Annotated in this window: 17 protein-coding genes; 10 read left to right on the top strand and 7 right to left on the bottom strand. The window is 61.1% G+C overall.

Annotation, left to right across the window (positions count from 1 at the left end; all coding sequences use genetic code 11):
* The first annotated feature begins 70 nt into the window (after window positions 1–70).
* A complete protein-coding gene (gene recG / locus ASC97_RS11605) occupies window positions 71–2,176 on the top strand; it encodes an ATP-dependent DNA helicase RecG (protein ID WP_057468502.1) in 2,106 nt (701 codons plus the stop codon).
* Window positions 2,177–2,216: 40 nt separating this feature from the next.
* Here the strand turns inward: recG and ASC97_RS11600 are convergent, their stop codons facing one another.
* Entirely contained in the window at window positions 2,217–3,710 is a 1,494-nt protein-coding gene (locus ASC97_RS11600; RefSeq protein ID WP_057468501.1) for an esterase-like activity of phytase family protein, read from the bottom strand.
* Window positions 3,711–4,013: 303 nt separating this feature from the next.
* Window positions 4,014–5,879, bottom strand: coding sequence for a L,D-transpeptidase family protein (locus tag ASC97_RS11595; RefSeq protein ID WP_057468500.1), 1,866 nt, complete (start codon window positions 5,877–5,879; stop codon window positions 4,014–4,016).
* A gap of 402 nt (window positions 5,880–6,281) precedes the next feature.
* Between ASC97_RS11595 and fumC the strand changes: the two genes are divergently transcribed.
* The 3 genes from fumC (at window position 6,282) to ASC97_RS11580 (ending at window position 10,880) form a co-directional block, all read left to right on the top strand.
* Complete coding sequence (fumC, locus tag ASC97_RS11590; protein ID WP_057468499.1) at window positions 6,282–7,673, top strand: class II fumarate hydratase; 1,392 nt, start codon at window positions 6,282–6,284, stop codon at window positions 7,671–7,673.
* A 158-nt stretch (window positions 7,674–7,831) separates the two neighbouring features.
* Window positions 7,832–9,439, top strand: coding sequence for a fumarate hydratase (locus tag ASC97_RS11585; RefSeq protein ID WP_057468498.1), 1,608 nt, complete (start codon window positions 7,832–7,834; stop codon window positions 9,437–9,439).
* A 373-nt stretch (window positions 9,440–9,812) separates the two neighbouring features.
* Window positions 9,813–10,880, top strand: a complete 1,068-nt coding sequence (locus ASC97_RS11580) for a GGDEF domain-containing protein (protein ID WP_057468497.1) — start codon at window positions 9,813–9,815, stop codon at window positions 10,878–10,880.
* A gap of 42 nt (window positions 10,881–10,922) precedes the next feature.
* Here the strand turns inward: ASC97_RS11580 and ASC97_RS11575 are convergent, their stop codons facing one another.
* Window positions 10,923–11,534, bottom strand: coding sequence for a pyridoxamine 5'-phosphate oxidase family protein (locus tag ASC97_RS11575; protein WP_057468496.1), 612 nt, complete (start codon window positions 11,532–11,534; stop codon window positions 10,923–10,925).
* A 49-nt stretch (window positions 11,535–11,583) separates the two neighbouring features.
* On the bottom strand, window positions 11,584–12,537 hold the full coding sequence (locus ASC97_RS11570; protein ID WP_057468495.1) for an alpha/beta hydrolase: 954 nt from the start codon (window positions 12,535–12,537) through the stop codon (window positions 11,584–11,586).
* Window positions 12,538–12,582: 45 nt separating this feature from the next.
* Here ASC97_RS11570 and ASC97_RS11565 point away from each other — a divergent pair, with 45 nt between their 5' ends.
* The gene (locus tag ASC97_RS11565) at window positions 12,583–13,050 is read left to right on the top strand and encodes a MarR family winged helix-turn-helix transcriptional regulator (protein ID WP_057468494.1); all 468 of its coding nucleotides are present in this window, start codon (window positions 12,583–12,585) and stop codon (window positions 13,048–13,050) included.
* Window positions 13,051–13,052: 2 nt separating this feature from the next.
* Here the strand turns inward: ASC97_RS11565 and ASC97_RS11560 are convergent, their stop codons facing one another.
* Window positions 13,053–14,243: a low temperature requirement protein A gene (locus tag ASC97_RS11560; protein ID WP_057468493.1), complete on the bottom strand. Its 1,191-nt coding sequence runs from the start codon at window positions 14,241–14,243 to the stop codon at window positions 13,053–13,055.
* A 27-nt stretch (window positions 14,244–14,270) separates the two neighbouring features.
* On the bottom strand, window positions 14,271–14,645 hold the full coding sequence (locus ASC97_RS11555; RefSeq protein ID WP_057468492.1) for a gamma-butyrobetaine hydroxylase-like domain-containing protein: 375 nt from the start codon (window positions 14,643–14,645) through the stop codon (window positions 14,271–14,273).
* Between the two features lie 95 nt (window positions 14,646–14,740).
* Between ASC97_RS11555 and moaA the strand changes: the two genes are divergently transcribed.
* The 4 genes from moaA to mobB all read left to right on the top strand — a co-directional run bounded on the left by moaA (window position 14,741) and on the right by mobB (window position 18,107).
* Entirely contained in the window at window positions 14,741–15,826 is a 1,086-nt protein-coding gene (gene moaA, locus ASC97_RS11550) for a GTP 3',8-cyclase MoaA (protein ID WP_443216739.1), read from the top strand.
* 215 nt (window positions 15,827–16,041) lie between these two features.
* Window positions 16,042–16,950, top strand: coding sequence for a DMT family transporter (locus tag ASC97_RS11545; protein ID WP_057468491.1), 909 nt, complete (start codon window positions 16,042–16,044; stop codon window positions 16,948–16,950).
* A gap of 6 nt (window positions 16,951–16,956) precedes the next feature.
* Window positions 16,957–17,589, top strand: a complete 633-nt coding sequence (gene mobA, locus ASC97_RS11540) for a molybdenum cofactor guanylyltransferase MobA (RefSeq protein ID WP_057468490.1) — start codon at window positions 16,957–16,959, stop codon at window positions 17,587–17,589.
* Window positions 17,586–18,107, top strand: a complete 522-nt coding sequence (mobB, locus tag ASC97_RS11535; protein WP_057468489.1) for a molybdopterin-guanine dinucleotide biosynthesis protein B — start codon at window positions 17,586–17,588, stop codon at window positions 18,105–18,107. The genes mobA and mobB overlap by 4 nt, the downstream gene beginning before the upstream one ends.
* Before the next feature lie 50 nt (window positions 18,108–18,157).
* Here mobB and ASC97_RS11530 read toward each other — a convergent pair whose 3' ends face one another.
* A complete protein-coding gene (locus ASC97_RS11530) occupies window positions 18,158–20,452 on the bottom strand; it encodes an OmpA family protein (protein ID WP_057468488.1) in 2,295 nt (764 codons plus the stop codon).
* Window positions 20,453–20,775: 323 nt separating this feature from the next.
* On the opposite strand from ASC97_RS11530, the gene ASC97_RS11525 reads away from it, so the two are divergent.
* The gene (locus tag ASC97_RS11525) at window positions 20,776–21,549 is read left to right on the top strand and encodes a transporter substrate-binding domain-containing protein (protein WP_037061208.1); all 774 of its coding nucleotides are present in this window, start codon (window positions 20,776–20,778) and stop codon (window positions 21,547–21,549) included.
* Window positions 21,550–21,611 lie beyond the last annotated feature (62 nt).

The following is a 21,611-nucleotide window of genomic DNA, read 5'->3' as shown; positions in this document are numbered from 1 at the left end:
GCCTCTATAGACCCTCGAAAGCGGCTTGTCAGCCTTGCCAAGACCGCATTGTTCATCGCATTTTGCGCCCATGCGCCCTGCCATTCTCGATCCCCTGTTTTCGCCCGTTTCGGCACTCCCCGGCGTCGGACCCAAGATTGCCGACCTGCTGGTGAAACTGCTCGGACGCGAGACCGTGGAAGATTGCAGGGTTGTCGACATGCTCTTTCATGCGCCGCATTCGCTGATAGACCGGCGCAATCAGCCGGGCATCGCCCGTGCACCGCAAGGGGCGATCGTGACCATCACCGGCCGCGTCGATCGGCACCAGGCACCGCCGAACAGGAAGAGCAACGTTCCTTACCGCGTCTTCCTGCACGACGAGACCGGGGAACTCACCCTCGTCTTCTTTCGCGGCCAGTCGGCGTGGCTGGAGAAGCAGCTGCCGCTCGACGAAGACGTGATCGTCAGCGGCAAGATCGACTGGTTCAACGGCCGTGCCTCGATGGTGCACCCGGATTACATCGTGAAGGCAAGCGAGACCGAGCACCTGCCTCTGGTCGAGCCGATTTATCCTCTCACGGCCGGACTTGCGCCCAAGACGCTCCGCAAGATCATCGAGGCCGCGCTGGCGCGTACGCCCGAACTGCCCGAATGGCTCGATCTGGCTCTCACCGAAAAGCAGGGCCTTCCCGCGATCAGGGACAGCTTTCATATGCTGCACGAGCCGCGCGATCCCTCAGACATCGATCCTCAAGCCCCCGCCCGCCGTCGCCTGGCCTATGACGAATTTCTGGCCGGCCAGCTGTCCCTGGCGCTGGTCCGCCAGCGACTGCGCAAGGTCGCCGGTAAGCCGGTGCACGCCACCGGCGTCGTCAGCAGCCAGATCTTGCAGGCCTTGCCGTTCTCGCCGACGCAGAGCCAGACGACCGCGATCTCGGAGATCCTGCGGGACATGTCGGGGGACGATCGGATGTTGCGGCTGCTGCAGGGAGATGTCGGCTCCGGCAAGACGCTGGTCGCGTTGATGGCTATGGCCGCGGTGATCGAGAGCGGCGGTCAGGCCGTGCTGATGGCGCCAACGGAAATCCTGGCGCGCCAGCACCACGCGACGATCTCGAGTTTCGCGGCTGCCGCCGGGCTCGGCATCGAGGTTCTGACTGGTCGCACCAAGGGCCGCGAGCGTGAAGAAATCCTCGAACGGATCGCCTCAGGGAAGGCGCAGATCATCGTCGGCACCCACGCCCTCTTTCAGGACAGCGTCAACTATCGCAATCTTATGCTGGCGGTCGTCGACGAACAGCATCGCTTCGGCGTCCACCAGCGCCTCAGACTGACCGCCAAGGGCATCAGTCCGCATATGCTGGTGATGACCGCGACCCCGATCCCGCGCACGCTGGTGCTCGCCGCCTTCGGCGACATGGACGTCTCCAAGCTCACCGAGAAGCCGGCCGGCCGAAAACCAATCCAGACGATCACGGTGCCCACAGAGCGAATTGGCGACATCGTCGGCCGGCTGAAGAGCGCGTTGGCGGAGGGCATGAAAGCCTACTGGATCTGCCCGCTCGTCGAGGAATCGGAAGAGAGCGACCTGATGTCGGTCGAGGAGCGGCACGCGACCCTCGCCTCCGCGCTCGGCCCGGGCATCGGCCTTATCCACGGACGCATGAGCGGTCCGGAAAAGGACGCCGCGATGATGGCGTTCAAGAGCGGCGAGATCCGCCTGCTCGTGGCGACCACGGTCGTCGAAGTCGGCGTAGACGTTCCCGACGCGACGATCATGGTGATCGAACATGCCGAGCGCTTCGGCCTCGCTCAGTTGCACCAGCTCCGCGGCCGCGTCGGGCGCGGCGACGAAGCCTCGACATGCATCCTGCTCTACAGGGGTCCGCTCAGCGAAACCGGCCATGCCCGGCTTTCGATCATGCGTGAAACGGAGGACGGCTTCAGAATTGCCGAGGAAGACTTGAAGCTGCGCGGCGAAGGCGAACTCCTCGGTACGCGCCAGTCGGGAACGCCCGGGTTCCGAATTGCCAGCCTCGAGGCGCATGCCGATCTGCTGGAGATTGCCAGGAAAGACGCTGCCTATCTGATCGAACGCGACCCGGAGCTGACCGGCGAACGCGGCAAGGCCGTTCGCACGCTGCTTTATCTCTTCCGCCGCGACGAGGCGATCCGCTTCCTCCACGCCGGCTGAGGAGCGGACGCGACGGGCGCGTCCGCTTGAGGTCTCGACGTTACTTCTTCGCGATGCCGGGCAGCGTCACACGGAAGACCTGGAACATCGTGTCGACATCCGCGCCGCCTTCAGCCTTGTAGGCGCCGCCGACCTGGTAGCCGTCCTGGGTCAGAAAGTCGTTGTCGTTGGCGACGAACAGGAAATAGTCGTCGGGCTGTTCAGGATCGAGCGCGCTGGCAAGCGACATGGCTTCCCACTTTTCAGACAGGTTGTTCCGATCGTTCGGCGCGCCGTTGTGAAGGCCGAAGCGGGCAAGCTCGCGGCTGTCGTTCAGGTCGATGAACGAGGTCAACGCTGCCGGCGTCACGGACGGATCGAGCACACCCTTCGACGCAACAGCCTTGTCGCCGTCGAAATCGCTCCCGGCGATGTCCGTGGCCGCAGAGACATCGACGATATTGATCGCGCGGTAGAGAGACGTGTCCCCCTTGAGGCCGAAGCCGTTGTTGCTGTCGCGGGCGAGCATCAGAAAGCTCTTGTCGGACAGTGCGATGATCTCGCTTTGCGCGGCCACCAGCGTCTTGCCTTTGCCATCCTTGAAGACCGGCAGCGGAACGACGTATTCGTGAACGAGTTTCAGATGCGCCGGATCGGCGGCATCGTAGACCATCGCACGGGTATTCTGCCGCGTCGCGCCGGAATCGCCGCCGTCCTGGCGGGTAGCGGATTGCAGCACGGCGATCAGGAACCTGCCGTCAGGTGTCAGCCCCATGCCTTCAAGACCCTGGTTGTTCTGCCGTCCCGTTTCCGGATCCTTGGGGTCCGGCGTTGAGGCGCCCGGTCCCGGATTGTTCGAGGCAAAGTTCAGCGCGCCCTTGCGCATCGGCAGCAATGCCTTTGGCGGCTGGGTGGCCGACATCAGCTTACCGTCAGCGGAAAAGCGGTAGATATATGGGCCATACTCGTCGCTGATGAGCATCGAGCCATCAGGCAGGCGAACGATCGCTTCGTTGTCCAACGCAAGCTTGCCGTTGCGTGCCTGCGGCAGCGGCGGGAAATCGCCGCTGGCAGCGCGAACGCCCGTTTCCGGGTCCAGACCTGTCGCGTCGTTTCCGTTGTTATCCACGAGCAGCATGGAGCTTGTTAGTTTCGCTTCAACGCCGGCCTGCTCCTTCCCGGCCGCCGGTGCCGCACCGGGCGCGGTCGGCGTCAACTGGATGTCGATCGAGTTGAGACGCGGACGGTAGTCTGTGGTTCCCTCGACATTGTAGCCGCGATCTGGAAGAAGCCAGAGTGAGCCTTTGTAGCCCGCTCCGTCGTGAGTCCACGTGCTGGGGTCGATCGACATGCCCGAACCGGAACCAAAGGTTTCGCCGAACGTGTCCCGTTGATTGGCGGGAATGCGCCCAACGGCAACGAGACCCTTGTTGGCGAAGGCAATGCCGCCGGCCGCTACGGTGCTATCCGCAAGTGCGGCGAGTGGCATCAATGCAACGCACGCGACAAGGACCGCCGCGAGATGACGCGGCTTGGCGATTGACGAAACTCTCATAGGGCATGTCCTTTGAAAAATGCTGGATGGCAGACCTGCCGGGGAGCCTCCCGCTCGCCGCGCGCCTGAGCCGAACTCGAGGCGGCAGCTATGCGGGCTGTACCTGCAAGCCTTCGCGCAGCATTTAAGGCGGGAACATGATAGTGAAATGACAGTTGCCCACGGCCGCCACCGAAAGCCGTAAAACATGCTCGCAATTGTCTACGACCGCTATGGGGGACCTGCGGCAACAGGCCCCCTATTTGATCACTGGGAAATCAGACGAATAGGAGACTGCGGTACAAACGCACGCAGTGCTCTGGATCAGATCTGCGCGTCCCGCGCCTTTGTCGTGGCCTGGAAGGCTTTCTCGACATAGGCATCGCGACCGTAGACGTCGTCAAAATATTGCACGACGCCGTCCTTGTTCGGCCAAGCTGTGAAATAAGCGACATAGACGGGAATCTTCTGCGGAACCTGAACGGCATGGTTCTGGCCGGTCGCGATTTCTTTTCCGATCTTGTCCACCGTCGTATTCAGGACGGCCGCCGCCATCGCGCGCGGATCGGCAAGGCGCACGCAACCGTGGCTGAGAGCTCGCATGTCCCGCTTGAAGAAGCTCTTCGACGGGGTGTCATGCATGTAGATCGCATGCGAGTTGGGGAACAGGATCTTCAGTTCGCCGAGTGCATTGTCACCGCTCGGTGGCTGACGCACGGATACGCTTGAGGTCGAGCCGTACCAATCGACGCTCGACGACGCGACGGCGCGACCGTTGACCTCAACTTCGTATCCCATGCGATCGAGATAGTTTGGATCCGAACGCAGGTGCGGGAGCATCTCATTGATGATGATCGACTGTGGCACACCCCAGAACGGGTTGAACTCGACCGTCTCGATCTGGTCCTGGAAGAAGAATGTCTGATGCGACGGCTGACCGACAACCACCCGCATCGACAACTGTTCCTTGTTGTTGTCGTGGTAGTAAACCATGTAGGCGGGCTGGTTGATGAAGACATAGCGCGAGCCGAGGTCTTCCGGCAACCAGCGCGCCTGCTCCATGGCGACGATCAGCTTGTCGATCTTAGAGCCATTGGTGTCGCCACCGGTCATGACGCGAACAGTCGCCTGCCCGATTACGCCGTCGGCCTTCAGGCCGTGTTCCTTCTGGAAGCCCTCGACCAGGGAAACGATTTCCGGGGAATAGTCGGTACCGCCGCTATAGGAAGCGAGCGTCACGGCATTCTCGGCCTTCAGCGCAGCCGAGCCATGCTTGTCGATCGCCTTGACGATATCAGGGATTTCCGGCGAATTGTCACCTGGGTGCAGGAGGCCGTCAAGCGCGATATCGATCCGCTCCTCGATATGGCCCTCACCCTTCAGCTTCGCGAGTTCGGCCTTCAGCGTCTCGAACTCGGGACCGTCAGGCGAGCGGCTGGAGAGGTAGGCCGCAACATCCGGGCTCATGCGCGCAAGCTTCAAAACAGGATCCAGATTGACGGCCTTGCGAACGAAATCGTGATAGCCGGACAGCTTGTTCGGATCGACGCGACCGCGGACGGTGTCCTGCACATAGGCGAGAACCTTGGCCGACAGCTGGAGCTCGAATTGCGTCAAAGCACGGTCACGCGCTGCGGGATCCGGGTTGGCCGGATCGACCGACGGCATCCCGATTGCGTAGTCCGCGGGATCAAGGCCGACGGACGCTGCGCCGGCCAGAGCGCTCATCGCTGCCTTGGCGCGATCGTTGACCTCAGTCCCCTGCAGCCAGACCAATGGATTTTTGGCATCGCCGTAATAGTTCTCCAACGCCTTGGCGACGTCGACGGGCGCCCGCACCTTCGCCTCGATCAGGAAGCGGCGCTGCACGGACGGCGCGACCTCCGTAGGGGCCGTCGTTGCTGCAACCGCGCCGGTAACGACCGGATCGGTGAACTTGCCGGTATCGACAAACCGCATGGGATCCGGCTTGTACGTATAGTAGGTCGGCGCCGAAACCTTCGGCAGCGGCGCATTGGGTGCCATTTGAGGCGCAGAGGGCGCGGGATTGATCATGGTGCTCTGGGTGCGGGCGCGGTCGCCGCGGATCATGTCCATCAGCGTATACGCATGCGCGGGCGCGACCCCTAGGGCCACTACGCTGCATGAAAGTGCGAGTGCGGAAACCGCACCTTTCAAAAGGAATGTCATGCTTTTTTCCAGTCCCAGTATAAAGCTGTCTTCAACCGCGGGCATAGCCCAGTTTAGAACCCGTATCGTCCGGCGCCAGCCGGTCACATGGCAGAAAGCGAGCGCCGCCGCCAGCCTTGAAGAACTCAACCTTCACTAACGCTGCGAACTCGCCGCCAGGGTCCAGTTCACACAAAATTATGAAATTATTGGTTAATTTTTTACTTTATTTTCGGTTTCCGACACAGGGGGCAAAAGGCCGCTGTAGGATAAAAACTCAGCCGTGTCCGAAAAACCACTTATAGCGCAACCAATAACATGATTATCGAAATCATATATTTGATCTGAGCAGTTTTCATCCAGCCCTTTCAGACTTATAAGACCGCATCTTTGCAGCCGTCCACCTGAACGAAAGGCCTGGCCATGACCTCCACCCGCACCGAAACCGACACGTTTGGCCCGATCGAAGTCGCAGACGACAAGTATTGGGGGGCGCAGGCGCAGCGTTCGCTCGGCAATTTCAAGATCGGCTGGGAAAAACAGCCGCTGTCGATCGTTCGGGCGCTCGGCATCGTCAAGCAGGCCGCCGCGCGCGCCAACATGGCGCTCGGCCAACTCTCCCCTGAACTCGGCCACCCGATCGTCGCCGCCGCCCAGGAAGTGATCGACGGCAAGCTCAACGATCACTTCCCACTGGTCGTCTGGCAAACAGGCTCCGGCACACAATCCAACATGAACGCCAACGAGGTCATCTCCAACCGCGCCATCGAGATGCTCGGTGGGGTCATGGGCTCGAAGAAGCCGGTTCACCCGAACGATCACGTCAACATGAGCCAGTCGTCGAACGACACCTATCCGACGGCAATGCACATAGCCTGCGTCGAGGAGATCGTTCGTCATCTGCTGCCCTCGCTGAAGCATCTCCATGCCGCACTCGACATGAAGGTCACGGAATTCAGCCACATCATCAAGATCGGCCGCACGCACACGCAGGATGCAACGCCGCTGACGCTTGGCCAGGAATTCTCCGGTTACGCCGCGCAGGTCGGCTCCGCCATCAAGCGTATCGAAATGACACTGCCAGGCCTCTCCGAACTTGCTCAGGGCGGCACCGCGGTAGGCACCGGCCTCAACGCGCCGATCGGCTTTGCCGAAAGGGTGGCGGAAGAGATCGCCGCAATCACGGGGCTCCCCTTCGTGACCGCGCCCAACAAGTTCGAGGCACTCGCCTCCCATGACTCGATGGTCTTCAGTCACGGCGCCATCAACGCGGCGGCGGCAGCATTGTTCAAGATCGCCAACGACATTCGCCTTCTCGGCTCAGGCCCTCGCGCCGGCCTTGGGGAGCTGTCGCTGCCGGAGAACGAGCCAGGCTCCTCGATTATGCCCGGCAAGGTCAACCCGACTCAATGCGAGGCGCTGACCCAGGTCTGTGCGCATATCTTCGGCAACAACGCAGCGCTCACATTCGCCGACAGCCAGGGCCACTTCGAGCTCAATGTCTACAATCCGATGATGGCCTACAATTTCCTGCAGTCCGTGCAGTTGCTGGGCGATGCCGCCGTCTCCTTCACCGACAATTGCGTCGTCGGCATCGAGGCACGTGAGGACAACATCAAGGCCGGCCTCGAACGGTCGCTGATGCTGGTGACCGCGCTGGCTCCGACGATCGGCTACGACAATGCCGCCAAGATCGCCAAGACCGCGTACAAGAACGGCACCACGCTGAAGGACGAAGCGCTCGCAAGTGGCCTCGTCACCGTCGAGGAATACGAATCGATCGTCCGCCCGGAAACGATGATCGGTCCGAAATAAGACTTCGCGATCCCTGCTGACGTCAACGGCACCGCCGCTCTTTGCGGCTGTGTTTTCCCTCAATTGTTGACGAAAATTTGCAGGTTTTAGATTTATTGCAAATGCGAAGGCGCGCGAATAGACCATCTGCGATTTCGGTCCGCATGAAAGGTCCTTCGATGGCTGACGATCTGTTTCCCCTCAGCAAAGACTCCACCCCCTATCGCAAGATCAGCAGTGACTACGTCTCTGTCGACACCTTCAGGGGACAGGACATTCTGACCGTCGAGCCGGAAGGTATTCGGCTGCTTGCCGAAACGGCCTTTGCGGACATCAATCATCTCCTTCGACCAGGCCACCTGAAGCAGCTCGCCTCGATCCTTGACGATCCGGAAGCAACCGACAACGACCGCTTCGTCGCCTATGACCTGCTGAAAAACGCCAATATCGCGGCTGGCGGCGTGCTGCCGATGTGCCAGGATACGGGCACCGCGATCATCATGGGCAAGAAGGGCCGTCGCGTGTGGACGGAAGGCGAAGATTACTCGGCGCTCGCCAAAGGCGTCATGGACGCCTACGAAAAGAAGAATCTTCGCTATTCTCAACTCGCTCCCATCAAGATGTTCGAGGAGAAGAACACCAGGAACAACCTGCCGGCCCAGATCGATATCTATGAGGAAGGCACGGACAGCTATGATTTCCTCTTCGTCGCCAAGGGTGGCGGCTCCGCCAACAAGACCTTCCTTTACCAGGGCACGCCGTCGCTTCTGACGCACGACCGCATGATCGATTTCCTGAAGGAGAAGATCCTGACGCTCGGCACGGCGGCCTGTCCCCCCTATCACCTGGCGATCGTCATCGGCGGGACCTCGGCCGAGGTGAACCTGAAGACCGTCAAGCTCGCCTCGACGCGCTATCTCGACGGCCTGCCGACCGAAGGCTCCGAAAGCGGCCACGCTTTCCGCGACCTCGAGATGGAGAAGGAAATCCACAAGCTGACGCAGCAGATGGGCGTCGGCGCCCAGTTCGGCGGCAAGTATTTCTGTCATGATGTCCGCGTCATACGCCTGCCGCGCCACGGCGCGTCGCTGCCGATCGGCATCGGCGTTTCCTGTTCCGCCGACCGCCAGGCAAAGGGGAAAATCACGCGCGACGGCATCTTCGTCGAGCAGCTGGAAACTGACCCCTCCAAGTATATGCCAGAGATCGACGAAGCGAAGCTTTCGGAATCCACGGTGCGCATCGACCTCGACCGGCCGATGCACGATATTCTGGCGGAACTGAGCAAGCACCCCGTCAAGACCCGCCTCTCGCTCACGGGCACGATCATCGTCGCACGCGACCTCGCCCATGCCAGGATCCGCGAGCGGCTGGAAAAGGGCGAAGGCATGCCCGATTACATGAAGAATCACCCGGTCTACTACGCAGGCCCCGCAAAGACCCCCGCCGGCTACGCCTCCGGCTCCTTCGGCCCGACGACGGCTGGTCGAATGGACAGCTACGTCGACCAGTTCCAGTCCTTCGGTGGCTCGATGGTGATGCTGGCCAAGGGCAACCGCTCGCGCGCCGTGCGCGAAGCGTGCAAGAAACACCACGGCTTCTACCTGGGCTCGATCGGCGGCCCGGCTGCGCGTCTGGCACAGGAATGCATCAAGAAGGTCGAGGTTCTCGAGTATCCCGAACTGGGCATGGAAGCTGTCTGGAAAATCGAGGTCGAAGACTTTCCTGCATTCATCGTCATCGACGACAAGGGCAATGACTTCTTCCAGGAACTCAATCTCGGCTAGGCGGGATCGGTCGAGGGAGGCAGTCCGCACATGATCGACCACCACATCTTTGCTCGTCGCGGCCAGCTCGGCGGCGGCGAGTGATCCGCCTTATATGCACGCCTGCACGAGAAACTACCCTTCAATTCGAAGACGACGACCAAGTTCAGGCAAGCAGCCACCAACATATTCTCTGAATATTTTGTCGCCCGCGTGTGCGACCAGGCCGACACTCTGTAAATTATCGAATAAAAATCATTGACATAAGAAGAAATTACCGGCGCCTCATAAAACTAACATACAATCGTTGGTATATCCGACCTTAATCATTTCCCAACAAATTTAAGCTAACAAATAGAAGACTGCATTTGAGATCTTCAAGAGGAGTAGCCGAATGACTACGGCTGTGGCGCCCAGGGCGCAGGTTCCCGATGTGGCGGGCCAGATCACCTTTGCCATGCGCTCAATGGGCGTAGCTCCGATCCCGAGGAACTACGAACTCTTCTATGAAGCCTATATCGGATCGAATCCCGCCCTGACCAAAGACCTGGCGGCATTGGGCAGCCACGCCAGCCAGGAGGAACTGGACGAGCTCGGCACACAGCACTTCACGCACAGCCCGGCGCGCATCTACGATGACGCCCACAGGCGTATTGCGGCAGAGCTGGAGACGCTGCTGCGTGTCCTTCGCCAGGAACAGACTTCGCTCGAGAGCTACAATAAGCTGCTCGGCGAGACCTACAACCGGATCAACTCGAAGAACCATTCAAGCGCCGACCTCATCCAGAACGCGCTCGATCTGCTCACCGAAGCGACCGGAGATACAATGGCGCATGGCGAACGGACGGTCGAGAACGTCGTTCAACGATCGCAGGAAATGGACCAGGTCCGCAAGGAACTCGACGAGTACAAGCGCATCGCCAACACGGACTCCCTCACGCGGCTGTCCAATCGGCGTGCCTTCGACGACCGCCTTGCTGCTGTCTTCAACAATCCTGCAATGCGCCCCGTCACAGCGCTCGTCCTTGCCGATATCGACAATTTCAAAAAGATCAACGACAGCTACGGCCATCCGGTCGGCGACAAGATCCTGGCGACCGTGGCCTCTGTGATCCGCGCCAATGTTCGACGCGACGTCTTCGTGGCACGCACTGGCGGCGAAGAGTTCGCCTTGATCATCGAAGGCAACACTGCTGACGAAGTCATGGGAACGGCAGAGCGCATCCGCCGCACGCTCGAGGCTACCCCCTTCAAGAACTCCCGCACCCGGATCAACTACGGGCCGGTGACCGTTTCTATCGGCGTCTGCATGGCCTCCACAGCCGAAGACCCCGGCGAACTGTACCACCGGGCCGACGTTGCGCTCTATGGCGCCAAGAATTCAGGACGCAACTGCAGCGTTCTTTTCGAAGACGGCATGCAGAAGGATTTCATCAAGAGCTGGCTGATCTACAAAGGGTAGCGTTTTCCTCCCAAACCCGCATTTGCCAATCGACGATCTGCGTCACCACATCGTCTTAGCGGCGCGACCGGCCCATTCGCGATCGTAGGTCTCATGGTCGAATTCGTCGGTTGCGGCTTTCAGCATCAGGCCTGGCGTCGGCAGGCTCCCGGTGTCTACGAAATGCTCTGGATTCCACAGCTCGGACCGCATCAACGCCCTCGCGCACTGAAAGTAGACTTCATCGATCGTGATGACGATCACCGTCCGCGGGTTCCTGCCGTCCATCTCAAAGCTTGCCACCAGTGCCTCGTCGTTCGAGACCACGCCGCGCGCGTTGATCCGCATCGTCGTGTTCGAACCGGGAATGAGAAACATCAGAGCCAGGCGAGGATCGCGGACGATATTGGACAGCGAGTCGACGCGATTGTTGCCGCGCCAGTCAGGCATATGCAGCGTCTTGTCGTCGACGACGCGCACCACGCCGCCGATGTCGCCGCGAGGCGAGCAATCGAGGCCCTCGGGCCCAACGGTTGCCAACGCAACGAACGGCGAGACCTCGATCATCTGCCGGTACAGCGGCGTCAGGTGCTTCGTCACCTTTGCAACAGATGCCTGACTCAGGCCTCCGCCATAGATTGCCCCGAGTTCTTCCAGTGTCGTGATGATTTTCATGATCGCCCTGTCGCGTTGTCCGTGCGGCGATTAGCCGACTACGATGACGCTACAATGACGCTCGTTTCGTGGAAACGTCAAAAAGCGTCACTACCTCGGCATTCTCGACCAGATCATCGTCGCCGAGAAAATCACGGACAACCTCGAGTACCGGCGCGGCGCTGACGATGCGGCGGTGTCCGAAGCCATTTGCCCAATGCACCCTCACCGTCTCGCCCAACGCCGCGTAACGACGCGCATGGCTGGCACTGACCTCCTTGTCGTCCTCGGCGTGAACGACCAATACGGGACGCCGGATGGTTCCTGCCGCCTTCCCTGCATCGAAGTCCTCAAGTCTCCGACCGGTGACGCGATGGACTTCATGTTCCAGCACCGATTGCGCCGCTTTGCCTAGCCCAAGCATCTTGCCGAACCCCTTGAACAGCCAGTGCATTTCGCTCGGTGATCCGATCAGGACGAGCTTGTGCGGGACGACGGCAGGCAGGTCTGGCAGCATCCCGGCAGCCGCCGCCAACAGCGCTGCGCCGCCGAAGGAATGCCCGATGACTGCATCGAACGGTCCAAAGCGTTCCTCTGCCGCCCTGATCGCATGCACGGCCAATCCCATATGAAGAAAGCGGCCGCCTGCGCGGCCATGCCCGGGAAAATCGAGGGCGATCACCTCGGCGCCCGTCGCCGCCAATGCCGCGACAAGATCGGCCATGTAGGCGATACTCGATCCCCAGCCGTGCGTCACAAGATAGCGCTCGCGCATTCCGACCGAACCGCCGTTCAGCCGATAGGCATGGGCGCGACGCCCGCCGGCGAGCCGGAGTGCGAACGTCTCCGCACCCGCAAGCTTCTGCGTTCCCGCCGTATGCGCTGCTCTCGCCTTCTCGCCATGCGGTTTTGCGGATGGTGTCCGGCAGAACAGGCGGAACGCCGCCTTGCCTGCGAGTGTTGGTGAAATGCCTTCGACGAGCGGGAAACCGAGGCGGGTGACCTTCGCTGCAAAGTTTGCCATAGTGGGAATCCAATTATGTTCAACACTGAACAATAAAGTACAACGATGAACAAAAATCAACCCCTACCATGGGATCATCCGCGTTTTCGCAGCTGGATCGCCGTTGCCCGTGCCTGTCAGCTCATGCAGCTGTCACTCGGCCGTTCGCTGGCCGATTTGGACATCAAGACGCCACACCTCGATATCCTGATCAATCTCTATCGATTCGAGGGTATCTCTCAGCAGGAGCTCGCCCGCAAGCTCCTCGTCGGGCGCTCGAATATGAGCATGCTGCTGCCGCAGATGGAAAAGCGAGGCCTGATCGAACGCAAAGGCCACGAGAAGGACAAGCGCGTGCTGAGGCTGTTCCTCACCGAGGAAGGTCGAAACGTCACAGAAAAGGCCATGGTGATCCAGACCGACCTGATCGAGCGTGTGCTTTCGCCGGAGCCGATCGATCAGTGCATGGCTATGGCGACCTCCATGGAACGCATCGTCGCCGTTCTTCAACAGGATCTGCGCGAGGACGACTAGTCTCAGTGCAGCGTGTGAGTGACCGGCTGCGCGGAAAGCGAACGGTATTCCCAGGCGGCGACGACGATCAGCACGAACGTCGCCAGCATGCCCATCACGTAGACCTCGATAAACGGGGCGACGAAGGCAAGCAATATCAACAAGACCAGACCGGCAAAGTGCGACAGCGGCGGCTTCCTGCTCGTTGCGCCCTTGAACCAGAGATTGCCGGCCAGGAACAAGCCGGAGCCGCCAAGGACAGCCGCGATGACGCCAAGGTCTCCAGTCTCGTGCGGGTGCGAGAACATGAACTCCACGGCGACCGCATGCACGATAATGCCTGCCAGGATAGGGATATGCGCATAGGTGAACGCCTGCCGCGCAATACTGCCGGGTGTCTCGTCGTGCTCGATGCGGTGCGCTGCCCGTTCGTGCCCAAATCGGAAATAAAGCCACCACATGGTGACGGTGCCGATGAAGCCGGTTGCGAACACGACAGCGGTCAGTGTCGAAAACGGCAGTTCGGAGAAGGTGCGTCCGGAGACCAGGATAGCCTCGCCAAGGCAGATGATGATGAAAAGCGCGCAACGCTCCGCCATGTGGGCGCCGGATACATCCCAGTCGGCCGCGGTCGACTTCCCAAGACCGGGCACGAAAAAGCCTGAAGCCGGTCCCGCATATTCGATGGCGATCGCCACCAGCCATGCGACGAGCCGGGCTTCGTGCTCCAGTAAGCCACCGGCGATCCAGAAAACGCCGGATACGATCAGCCAGGCGCAGATACGGATGAAGTTGCGATAATGCAGCGAACTGGCCTGTTTGACCGCGTAAGCCATAAAAACCGAGCGACCGACCTGCATCGCCACGTAGGCACAGGCAAACAGCAGGCCCTTGTCGCCGAAAGCCTCGGGAATGGAGGCCGACAGCACAAGGCCGAGCAGCATCAGCACGACCAGCATGCCGCGCACCGGCATCTTGTCCGGATCGAGCCAGTTGGTCACCCAAGCCGTGAAAATCCACACCCACCAGACCGCAAACGTCATCAGCCCGGCCTCGAGGGCGCCGAGCGGCGTATAGTGTGCAGCAAGCGCATGCGACAACTGCGATATCGAGAAAACGAAGACCAGGTCGAAGAAGAGTTCCAGGAATGTAACCCTGCTGCCTCCCGGAGTGCCCTTCGTACGCAGCCAGTTTCGTTGTTTCGGTGTCGCCATGCGTTCCCCCGTGTGGCCGTAGTTCGCCTAGCGCGGCTTTTCCGATGTGTCGCGAGTCATGCCTTTCTCGCGCAGTTCGTTTTCATAGGCGCTGAACAGCTCTTCGCCGCGTTCGCCGAGTTCGCGCAGATAGGTCCAGGTGAAGATGCCGGTATCGTGCATGTCATCGAAGCCTATGCGAACGGCGTAGTTTCCGGTCGGCGTCATTGACATGATCCCGACATTGCGCTTGCCCGGCACAGTCAGCTTCTGGCCCGGTCCGTGCCCCTGCACTTCGGCTGAGGGCGAAAGCACCCGCAGCATCTCCGCCGACAGTTCGAAGCTCTCCCCGTCGTTGAAGGTCACGGCGAGACGCTGCCGGTCCTTCGATACCCTGAGTTCAGTCGGCCATATATCGCTCATGATCCCGGTCCCCTTCGATTTCAGGAGTAGGCAATGACGCTGTGCGAGGCAAGTTCAATTTGCCGTGGTCCGCCGCCGTTTCACTTGACGCTGCAATGGCGTATACACACATAATTGGCATCGCGGAGGCAGTGGTGAACAGCAAAGTTGGAAACGTTGGCAATGCCACCCCGCTGGTGGCGGACGCACGGCCGATGATCGATCCGTTCCAGCGGGCGATCAGCTATCTGCGCGTGTCTGTGACCGACCGTTGCGACTTCCGCTGCACCTATTGCATGGCGGAAAACATGAACTTCCTCCCGAAAAAGGATCTCCTCACGCTGGAGGAACTGAACCGGCTCTGTTCCGCTTTCATTGCCAAGGGTGTGCGCAAGCTGCGGCTGACCGGCGGCGAGCCCCTGGTACGCAAGAACATCATGTACCTCGTGCGCGAACTCGGCAAGCAGATCGGCTCCGGTCTCGATGAACTGACGCTGACGACCAACGGCTCGCAGCTTTCCCGTTTTGCCGACGAGCTGTACGATTGCGGCGTCCGCCGCATCAATGTTTCGCTCGACACGCTCGACCCGGACAAGTTCCGCCAGATCACCCGGTGGGGCGATTTCGCCAAGGTGATGGAAGGCATCGAAGCCGCGCAGAAGGCGGGCTTGAAAATCAAGCTAAACGCCGTCGCGCTGAAGGATTTCAACGACGTCGAGATGCCGGAGATGATCCGCTTCGCGCATGGCCGCGGGATGGACCTTACCGTCATCGAAACCATGCCGATGGGCGAAATCGAAGAGGACCGTACGGACCGCTACCTGCCGCTTTCCAAGCTCCGCGCAGACCTCGAGCGCAACTTCACGATGAGCGAGACCGGCTATCGCACCGGCGGCCCGGCACGCTATGTCGAGGTCAAGGAAACCGGCGGTCGCCTCGGCTTCATCACCCCGATGACGCACAATTTCTGCGAAAGCTGCAATCGCGTCCGCCTGACCTGCACCGGCACGCTCTACATGTGCCTCGGCCAGAACGACGCCGCCGACCTGCGCGCGACGATACGCGCCACCGAGGACAACGCCTTGCTCTTTGCCGCAATCGACGAGGCGATTTCCCGCAAGCCGAAGGGGCACGACTTCATCATCGACCGCACCCACAACCGCCCTGCCGTCGCCCGTCACATGAGCGTCACCGGGGGGTGACTGCCGCTTCGCCGGCTCCCCCTCACACACCGCGTCAAAAATATCGTGAACGCATAATGTTAGGCGAACTGTCTCACGTGCATTACGCAACGTGAGTCTGGTTCGACCTTCAGTCGAGCAACGCACGATAGATTTATTGCAGGTGTGTCCTCCATTCGATTTCCCTAATTGCCCTTCCACACTAAAAGGAGCCGTACGGGAATCGGAAGAGTTTCATGTCGCGGTCACGCAATACTGAGGGTGCAATCTACATGACGTCGGCCATGGCCGGATTCTCCGCCAGCGATGCCCTCTCGAAATCTGTCGTCGCCTACATGAATGCCGGCCAGCTCATGTGCCTGCGCGGTCTGATCACCAGCATCCTCGTCTATCTGATCGCACGGAAAATGGGCGCACTTCGCTCCTTGAAAGTGGTCCTGAAACCGATGGTGATCGTCCGCGTCGTCTGCGAGATGCTGGCTGCGGTTACATATATCACCGCGCTCGGAATGATGCCGATCGCCAACGCCTCCGCCATTCTGCAGTCGCTGCCGCTCGTCGTAACCTTTGGAGCTGCGCTCTTTTTCCGTGAGCCGGTCGGCTGGCGCCGCTGGTCGGCCATTCTCGTCGGCCTGATCGGCGTGATCATCATCATCCGGCCCGGTCCGGAGGGCTTTACGGCAGCGGCGTTGCTTTGCGTCGCCAGCGTCCTGGTGACGGCAGGCAGAGACCTCGCAACCCGCAGCGTTGACCCGGAAATTCCATCGCTGATGATCACGGTCGTAACGGCGGTCTCCGTTTCGATCTTTGGCGCAATGCTCATCCCCCTGCTGGGCGGCTGGCGGCCGGTCAGCGCGACATCGTTGTCTCACATTGCACTGGCGGCGGTACTGGTGCTCGTGGGCTACCAGTCGGTGATCCTGGCTATGCGAACCGGCGAAATCTCCTTCGTCGCGCCACTGCGCTATACGAGCCTGATCTTCTCTGCTTTGCTGGGCTTCTTTTTCTTCGCCGAGATACCTGACGGCTGGACCCTGATGGGCGCAGCCATCGTCATCGCCTCCGGCCTCTATACATTCTATCGTGAGGCCAAGCGCCGCGGCTCGCCGGTCGCGCAAGAGTCCGAACCGAGAACCCCTGTCTGAGGCACCATGAGCGAATTTATGCTGGACCGATCCAACATTCCCGGCGTCGTCCTTGCGGGCGGGCGATCGTCCCGGATGGGCCGTGACAAGGCTTCCGTGACGCTGGCCGGCCGCACGTTGCTCGACCGGGTTATCGAGCAACTGTCCCCTCAGGTCAGCGCCATCGCCGTCAATGCGGATGTGACGCCGCACAATTGCAGTCGCCCGTTCATTCCCGATATCATTCCCGGCAAGGCCGGGCCGATGGCCGGGATCCATGCCGCCATGGCGTATGGCGCATCGCTTGCCGCCGTCACGCATGTCGTCACGGTTTCCGTCGACAGCCCGTTCTTCCCCACCGACCTCGTGGATTGGCTCGCAGATGCGGTCGATGCACCGGAAAAGATCGCCGTCGCGACCTCCGAAAGTAGAGTCCATCCGGTATTCGGTCTTTGGCCGGTCTCGCTCGCAGAGGACCTCGAAACCTGGATAGCCACGGACCAGAAGCGCCGCGTCCGCGACTTCCTGTTACGGCATGACGTTACGGAAGTCGCATTCCCCCTGCGCCCGACGCGGGCGAGCCTTCTCGATCCATTCTTCAACGTCAACACGCCCGATGACCTCACCGAGGCCGAACGCTGGCTGAAGGTGCTCGCATGACGACAAAACCCAGGATCTTCGGCATTTCGGGATGGAAGAATTCCGGCAAGACCGGCCTTGCCGTTCGACTCGTCGAGGAATTCACGCGGCGCGGTTACAGGATTTCGACGATAAAACATGCCCACCACGACTTCGACATCGACAAGGTCGGAGCGGACAGCTATCGCCACCGGCAAGCCGGCGCGCATGAGGTGACGATTGTCTCCGGCACCCGCTATGCCATCATGCATGAGCTGCGCGGCGCCCCGGAGCCGACATTCGATGAGATCCTCGCCCGTATCGCACCTTGCGACCTCGTGCTGATCGAGGGCTACAAGCGCGAGCCGATTCCGAAGATCGAGGCTCGCCGCCTGGACGCCGCAAACCGCGAGCCCCTGGCGCCGACCGATCCGCACATCGTGGCCATTGCCGCCGACCATCCGATCGCCGATAGTGCCCTGCCCATATTCGACCTGGACGACACGAACGCCATCGCCGACTTCATAGCGGCCACCGTCGCTTTGGCGCCGCGAAAATAGAGAAGCCGCCGGTCACCCGGCGGCCCCCAATCGTTCTGCTGTCGCTTCGCTTAGTTGCGCGAGGCAACCGGCCGTACCAGCGCGGTTACGCGGCGGATGGTAACACGGCGGTTTTCCTGCTCAGGTCCCTGCGTATTGACCTTCAGGTAGCGTTCGCCGTAGCCCTGTGTCGCAAGGTTTTCCGGCGGAATGCCGTAGACATCGCTCATCACGTTGGCAACCGATTCCGCGCGCTGGTCCGAAAGAATCAGGTTGCTTTGGTCCGAACCGACGGCATCCGTGTGACCTTCGATCAGGAAGGTTTCCGTCGGATCCTTCTTCAGGACTTCATTGATCGCATCGGCCACCTTGCGCAGGCTGCGTGCCTGACTCATGGGGATTTCAGCACTTCCTGTCGCAAAGGTGACCGTATCCAGATCGATACGACGCACCTTGTCGCGGATACGCGCCGAATACTTCACTTCGTTCAGCGAATAGACGCGCTCGACAGGCTCGACCGGCGGCTCGCGCAGGAAGTCGTAGTAGTCGCGGTCCTCGTCGCTGCTCGTGTCCATGATGTAGTCCTGCAGCGGAATGCGCAGGCGCATGGGCGGCAGATCGGCACCCGGATCCTGGAAGTAGTCGCGGTCCGGATTATCGTAAAGTTCCGGGGTATAGTAGAGCACGTGCTCGCGGCCACGATTGTCGATGCGCGAACGCTGGATGATATCGCCGTACCGGTTGCGAACCGTCACGATCTGGTACCCGTCCCGATCGATCGTCTCACGATAACGGTCACGCGGCAGCTGCTCGTAGATCGGCCGTTCGCCGTCGCGCAGGAAACGGCGGTCATCGTCACCGCGAACGAAGGTCTGGTTGTTGAACTGGATGATCACACGGTTGTCATCGCCACGCTGACCGTAGTTGGCGCCGTCCGGCCGGGCGAACTGCGGCCGCTGATCAAGACGCCGGCCTTGTTCGCTGGTGATGGCTTCGATCTTCAGCGGTGCCTGCCTGGCGCCGTCCGGGGCAATCTGTGCGTCGGCATCCGACTTGGGGACTCGCACCTGCTGCTCCTGGCCACGCTGCTTGTCGCGATCGCGGCGGGACTGGACGCCACCTGAACGATCGGCGTCCTTGTCGCTGTCGAGAACCGCGGCGCCGTTTTCAACAGGAAGGACGACGGTTTCGGTGCTCTTGCTTGGATCGGCGGCGATCTCCTTGCGGCGCTCCAGCTCCTTCGGGGTGACCTTCTCGGGCGCTGGGATGGACTGCTCGGCCTGACCTGCTGCGGGTTGCGCGCCACCGTTCGGCTGCGCCGGAACGATCTGCTCACCCTGCTGCTGAGGAGCATCGGCGGGTTGCTGGGCCGGCGCCTCGCCCTGCTGCTGGACCGGCGGCTTTGCGTCCCCGGGCTGTTGCTCGGGAGTGCTCGCCTTTCCGGCTGCGGGTTCTTCCTGCGGCTTGGGTGCCTTTTCCGGGACGGCCTGTTCCTGTGAGGCTGGCGCCTGCTCGGCGGCCGGCTTCTGGCCCTCGGGCTGCGCCTGCGGCGCTTCTTCGGCGGCCTTCTTGCGCGGTTTCACCGGCTGTTCGCCGCCATCGGCGGCGGGCTGCTCGCCTTTCTTGCGCGAAGGCTTCTGCTCGTCGTTTTGCGGCTGCGCCTGATCGGTCTGCGGCGCAGATTGATCCAACTGCTGCTGCGGTGCAGCCTCTTCCAGCTGCTGCTTGTCCCGCTTCTTGCGCGGCTTCTCGACCGGGGTCTCCTGCTGTACCGGCTGCTCGGTAGCGGGCTGTTCGGCCGCCGGCTGTTCGGCGGCGGGTTCGCGCTTCTTGCGCGGCTTTTCCACAGGCGCGTCCTGTTGCTGAGAGGGCTGTTCGGCCGCGGGTTCGGGCTGCGCGCGCGGCTTTTCGGCCGGAGCCTCCTGTTGTTGAGCCTGCGGTTCAGGCTGCTTGGCGGGGGCTTCGGCCGGAGCCTGCTGCTGTTCCTGAGCTTCGGGCTGCTTGCGGCGCTTCTTCAACAGCTCCTCGTCCGTGGGCGCATCCTGCGCAACCACTGGGGCCGCATCCTGCGCGACCACTGGCGCCGCTTCCTGCGCGACCACTGGCGCCGCTTCCTGCGCAACCTCGGGTGCCGCTTCCTGCGCAACCTCGGGTGCAGCTTCCTGCGCAACCTCGGGTGCAGCTTCCTGCGCAACCTCGGGTGCAGCTTCCTGCGCGACCTCGAAGCTGCCGGCGATCGCCTGCGGTGTCGTGCCGGCCTGCTCGACGCTTGCTGCCGCCGCAAACACATGTGCCGGAGGCATCACGAGCGACAGGGACAGCAGCGGAAAGGCCGCACTGGCAAACAATCTGGATTTCATTCCCATAGGGGCTCCTCTTGATGACTTCTTCTCTTGGGCGCGTTCGTTGCCGCGTCTGCTGCGGGACGCAAACCAGCGTCCAGAAACTGAGCACGGTTGAATCTGTTCCACGCTTTTAGGAACTGCCGCATTAACCCGGTATGAATGTGGCGGTGGGCCAATGTTCATCTCAGTCGTTGTTTGCAGGGCACAAGAGCGCTGCGATTCCAGTTGCAATTTTAGCAGAAAGAGATTGATTATCGGGGTAAGGCGCTGCTAGGCAGCGCCCCATCCGGGCCGCCGCCGCAAAACAAGAAGATGGTCGGCGGTCACCAACAGAGAGGACTAACATGCGCATCTCCACCCGTTTTCTCGCTGCCGCCTCGATCGCCGCGATGTCACTATTCGCCGGCTCGGCAATGGCCGATGGCGAGAAGTATGTCATCGGCACCGACTCGACCTACCCGCCCTTCGAGTATGTCGACGCCAGCGGCCAGTTCCTCGGCTTCGATATGGATATCGCTCGCGCGCTCTGCGCCGAAATGAAAGCCGAATGCACCATCGTCAGCAGCGACTGGGACGGTATCATCCCCGCCCTGCAGGCAAAGAAGTTCGACATGATCATCTCGTCCATGTCGATTACGCCGGAGCGCTCCAAGCTCGTCGACTTCACCAACAAGTACTACAACACCCCGCCGGCAGTCGCCGTGCCTAAGGACTCGACCGTCACCGACGTTGCCGGCCTCAAGGGCAAGACGATCGGCGCGCAGACGTCCACGACCCACTCCAATTACGCTGAAAAGCATCTTCCCGACACCGAGCTTAAGCTTTACCCGACCGCCGACGAGTACAAGCTCGATATCGCCAACGGCCGCGTCGATGCCGTCATCGATGACGTCGTGGTGCTCTCTCAGTGGGTCAAGTCGGATGCCGGCGCATGCTGCAAGATCCTGACGACACTTCCCGTCGACAAGGAAATCAACGGCGTAGGCGCCGGCATTGCCGTCCGTCAAGGCGATCCGCTGCGCGAAAAGCTGAACACGGCGATCGCTGCAATCCGCGCCGACGGCACCTACAAGAAGATCCAGGACAAGTACTTCGACTTCAACGTTTACGGCGAATGATAAATTCTGTACGCCGCTGACAAAGGTGATGGCGGAAGGCTTGCCCTTCCGCCATTTTTGTT

The organism is Rhizobium sp. Root1203 (assembly GCF_001424945.1).
Taxonomy (GTDB): domain Bacteria; phylum Pseudomonadota; class Alphaproteobacteria; order Rhizobiales; family Rhizobiaceae; genus Rhizobium.
This window is presented reverse-complemented; position numbering and strand designations above follow the sequence as displayed.

Bases quoted from the DNA above. Each gene is read 5' to 3' on its own strand.
- recG (WP_057468502.1), top strand. From the start codon at position 71: ATGCGCCCTGCCATTCTCGATCCCCTGTTTTCGCCCGTTTCGGCACTC.
- ASC97_RS11600 (WP_057468501.1), bottom strand. From the start codon at position 3,710: ATGAGAGTTTCGTCAATCGCCAAGCCGCGTCATCTCGCGGCGGTCCTT.
- ASC97_RS11595 (WP_057468500.1), bottom strand. From the start codon at position 5,879: ATGACATTCCTTTTGAAAGGTGCGGTTTCCGCACTCGCACTTTCATGC.
- fumC (WP_057468499.1), top strand. From the start codon at position 6,282: ATGACCTCCACCCGCACCGAAACCGACACGTTTGGCCCGATCGAAGTC.
- ASC97_RS11585 (WP_057468498.1), top strand. From the start codon at position 7,832: ATGGCTGACGATCTGTTTCCCCTCAGCAAAGACTCCACCCCCTATCGC.
- ASC97_RS11580 (WP_057468497.1), top strand. From the start codon at position 9,813: ATGACTACGGCTGTGGCGCCCAGGGCGCAGGTTCCCGATGTGGCGGGC.
- ASC97_RS11575 (WP_057468496.1), bottom strand. From the start codon at position 11,534: ATGAAAATCATCACGACACTGGAAGAACTCGGGGCAATCTATGGCGGA.
- ASC97_RS11570 (WP_057468495.1), bottom strand. From the start codon at position 12,537: ATGGCAAACTTTGCAGCGAAGGTCACCCGCCTCGGTTTCCCGCTCGTC.
- ASC97_RS11565 (WP_057468494.1), top strand. From the start codon at position 12,583: ATGAACAAAAATCAACCCCTACCATGGGATCATCCGCGTTTTCGCAGC.
- ASC97_RS11560 (WP_057468493.1), bottom strand. From the start codon at position 14,243: ATGGCGACACCGAAACAACGAAACTGGCTGCGTACGAAGGGCACTCCG.
- ASC97_RS11555 (WP_057468492.1), bottom strand. From the start codon at position 14,645: ATGAGCGATATATGGCCGACTGAACTCAGGGTATCGAAGGACCGGCAG.
- moaA (WP_443216739.1), top strand. From the start codon at position 14,741: ATGGCGTATACACACATAATTGGCATCGCGGAGGCAGTGGTGAACAGC.
- ASC97_RS11545 (WP_057468491.1), top strand. From the start codon at position 16,042: ATGTCGCGGTCACGCAATACTGAGGGTGCAATCTACATGACGTCGGCC.
- mobA (WP_057468490.1), top strand. From the start codon at position 16,957: ATGAGCGAATTTATGCTGGACCGATCCAACATTCCCGGCGTCGTCCTT.
- mobB (WP_057468489.1), top strand. From the start codon at position 17,586: ATGACGACAAAACCCAGGATCTTCGGCATTTCGGGATGGAAGAATTCC.
- ASC97_RS11530 (WP_057468488.1), bottom strand. From the start codon at position 20,452: ATGGGAATGAAATCCAGATTGTTTGCCAGTGCGGCCTTTCCGCTGCTG.
- ASC97_RS11525 (WP_037061208.1), top strand. From the start codon at position 20,776: ATGCGCATCTCCACCCGTTTTCTCGCTGCCGCCTCGATCGCCGCGATG.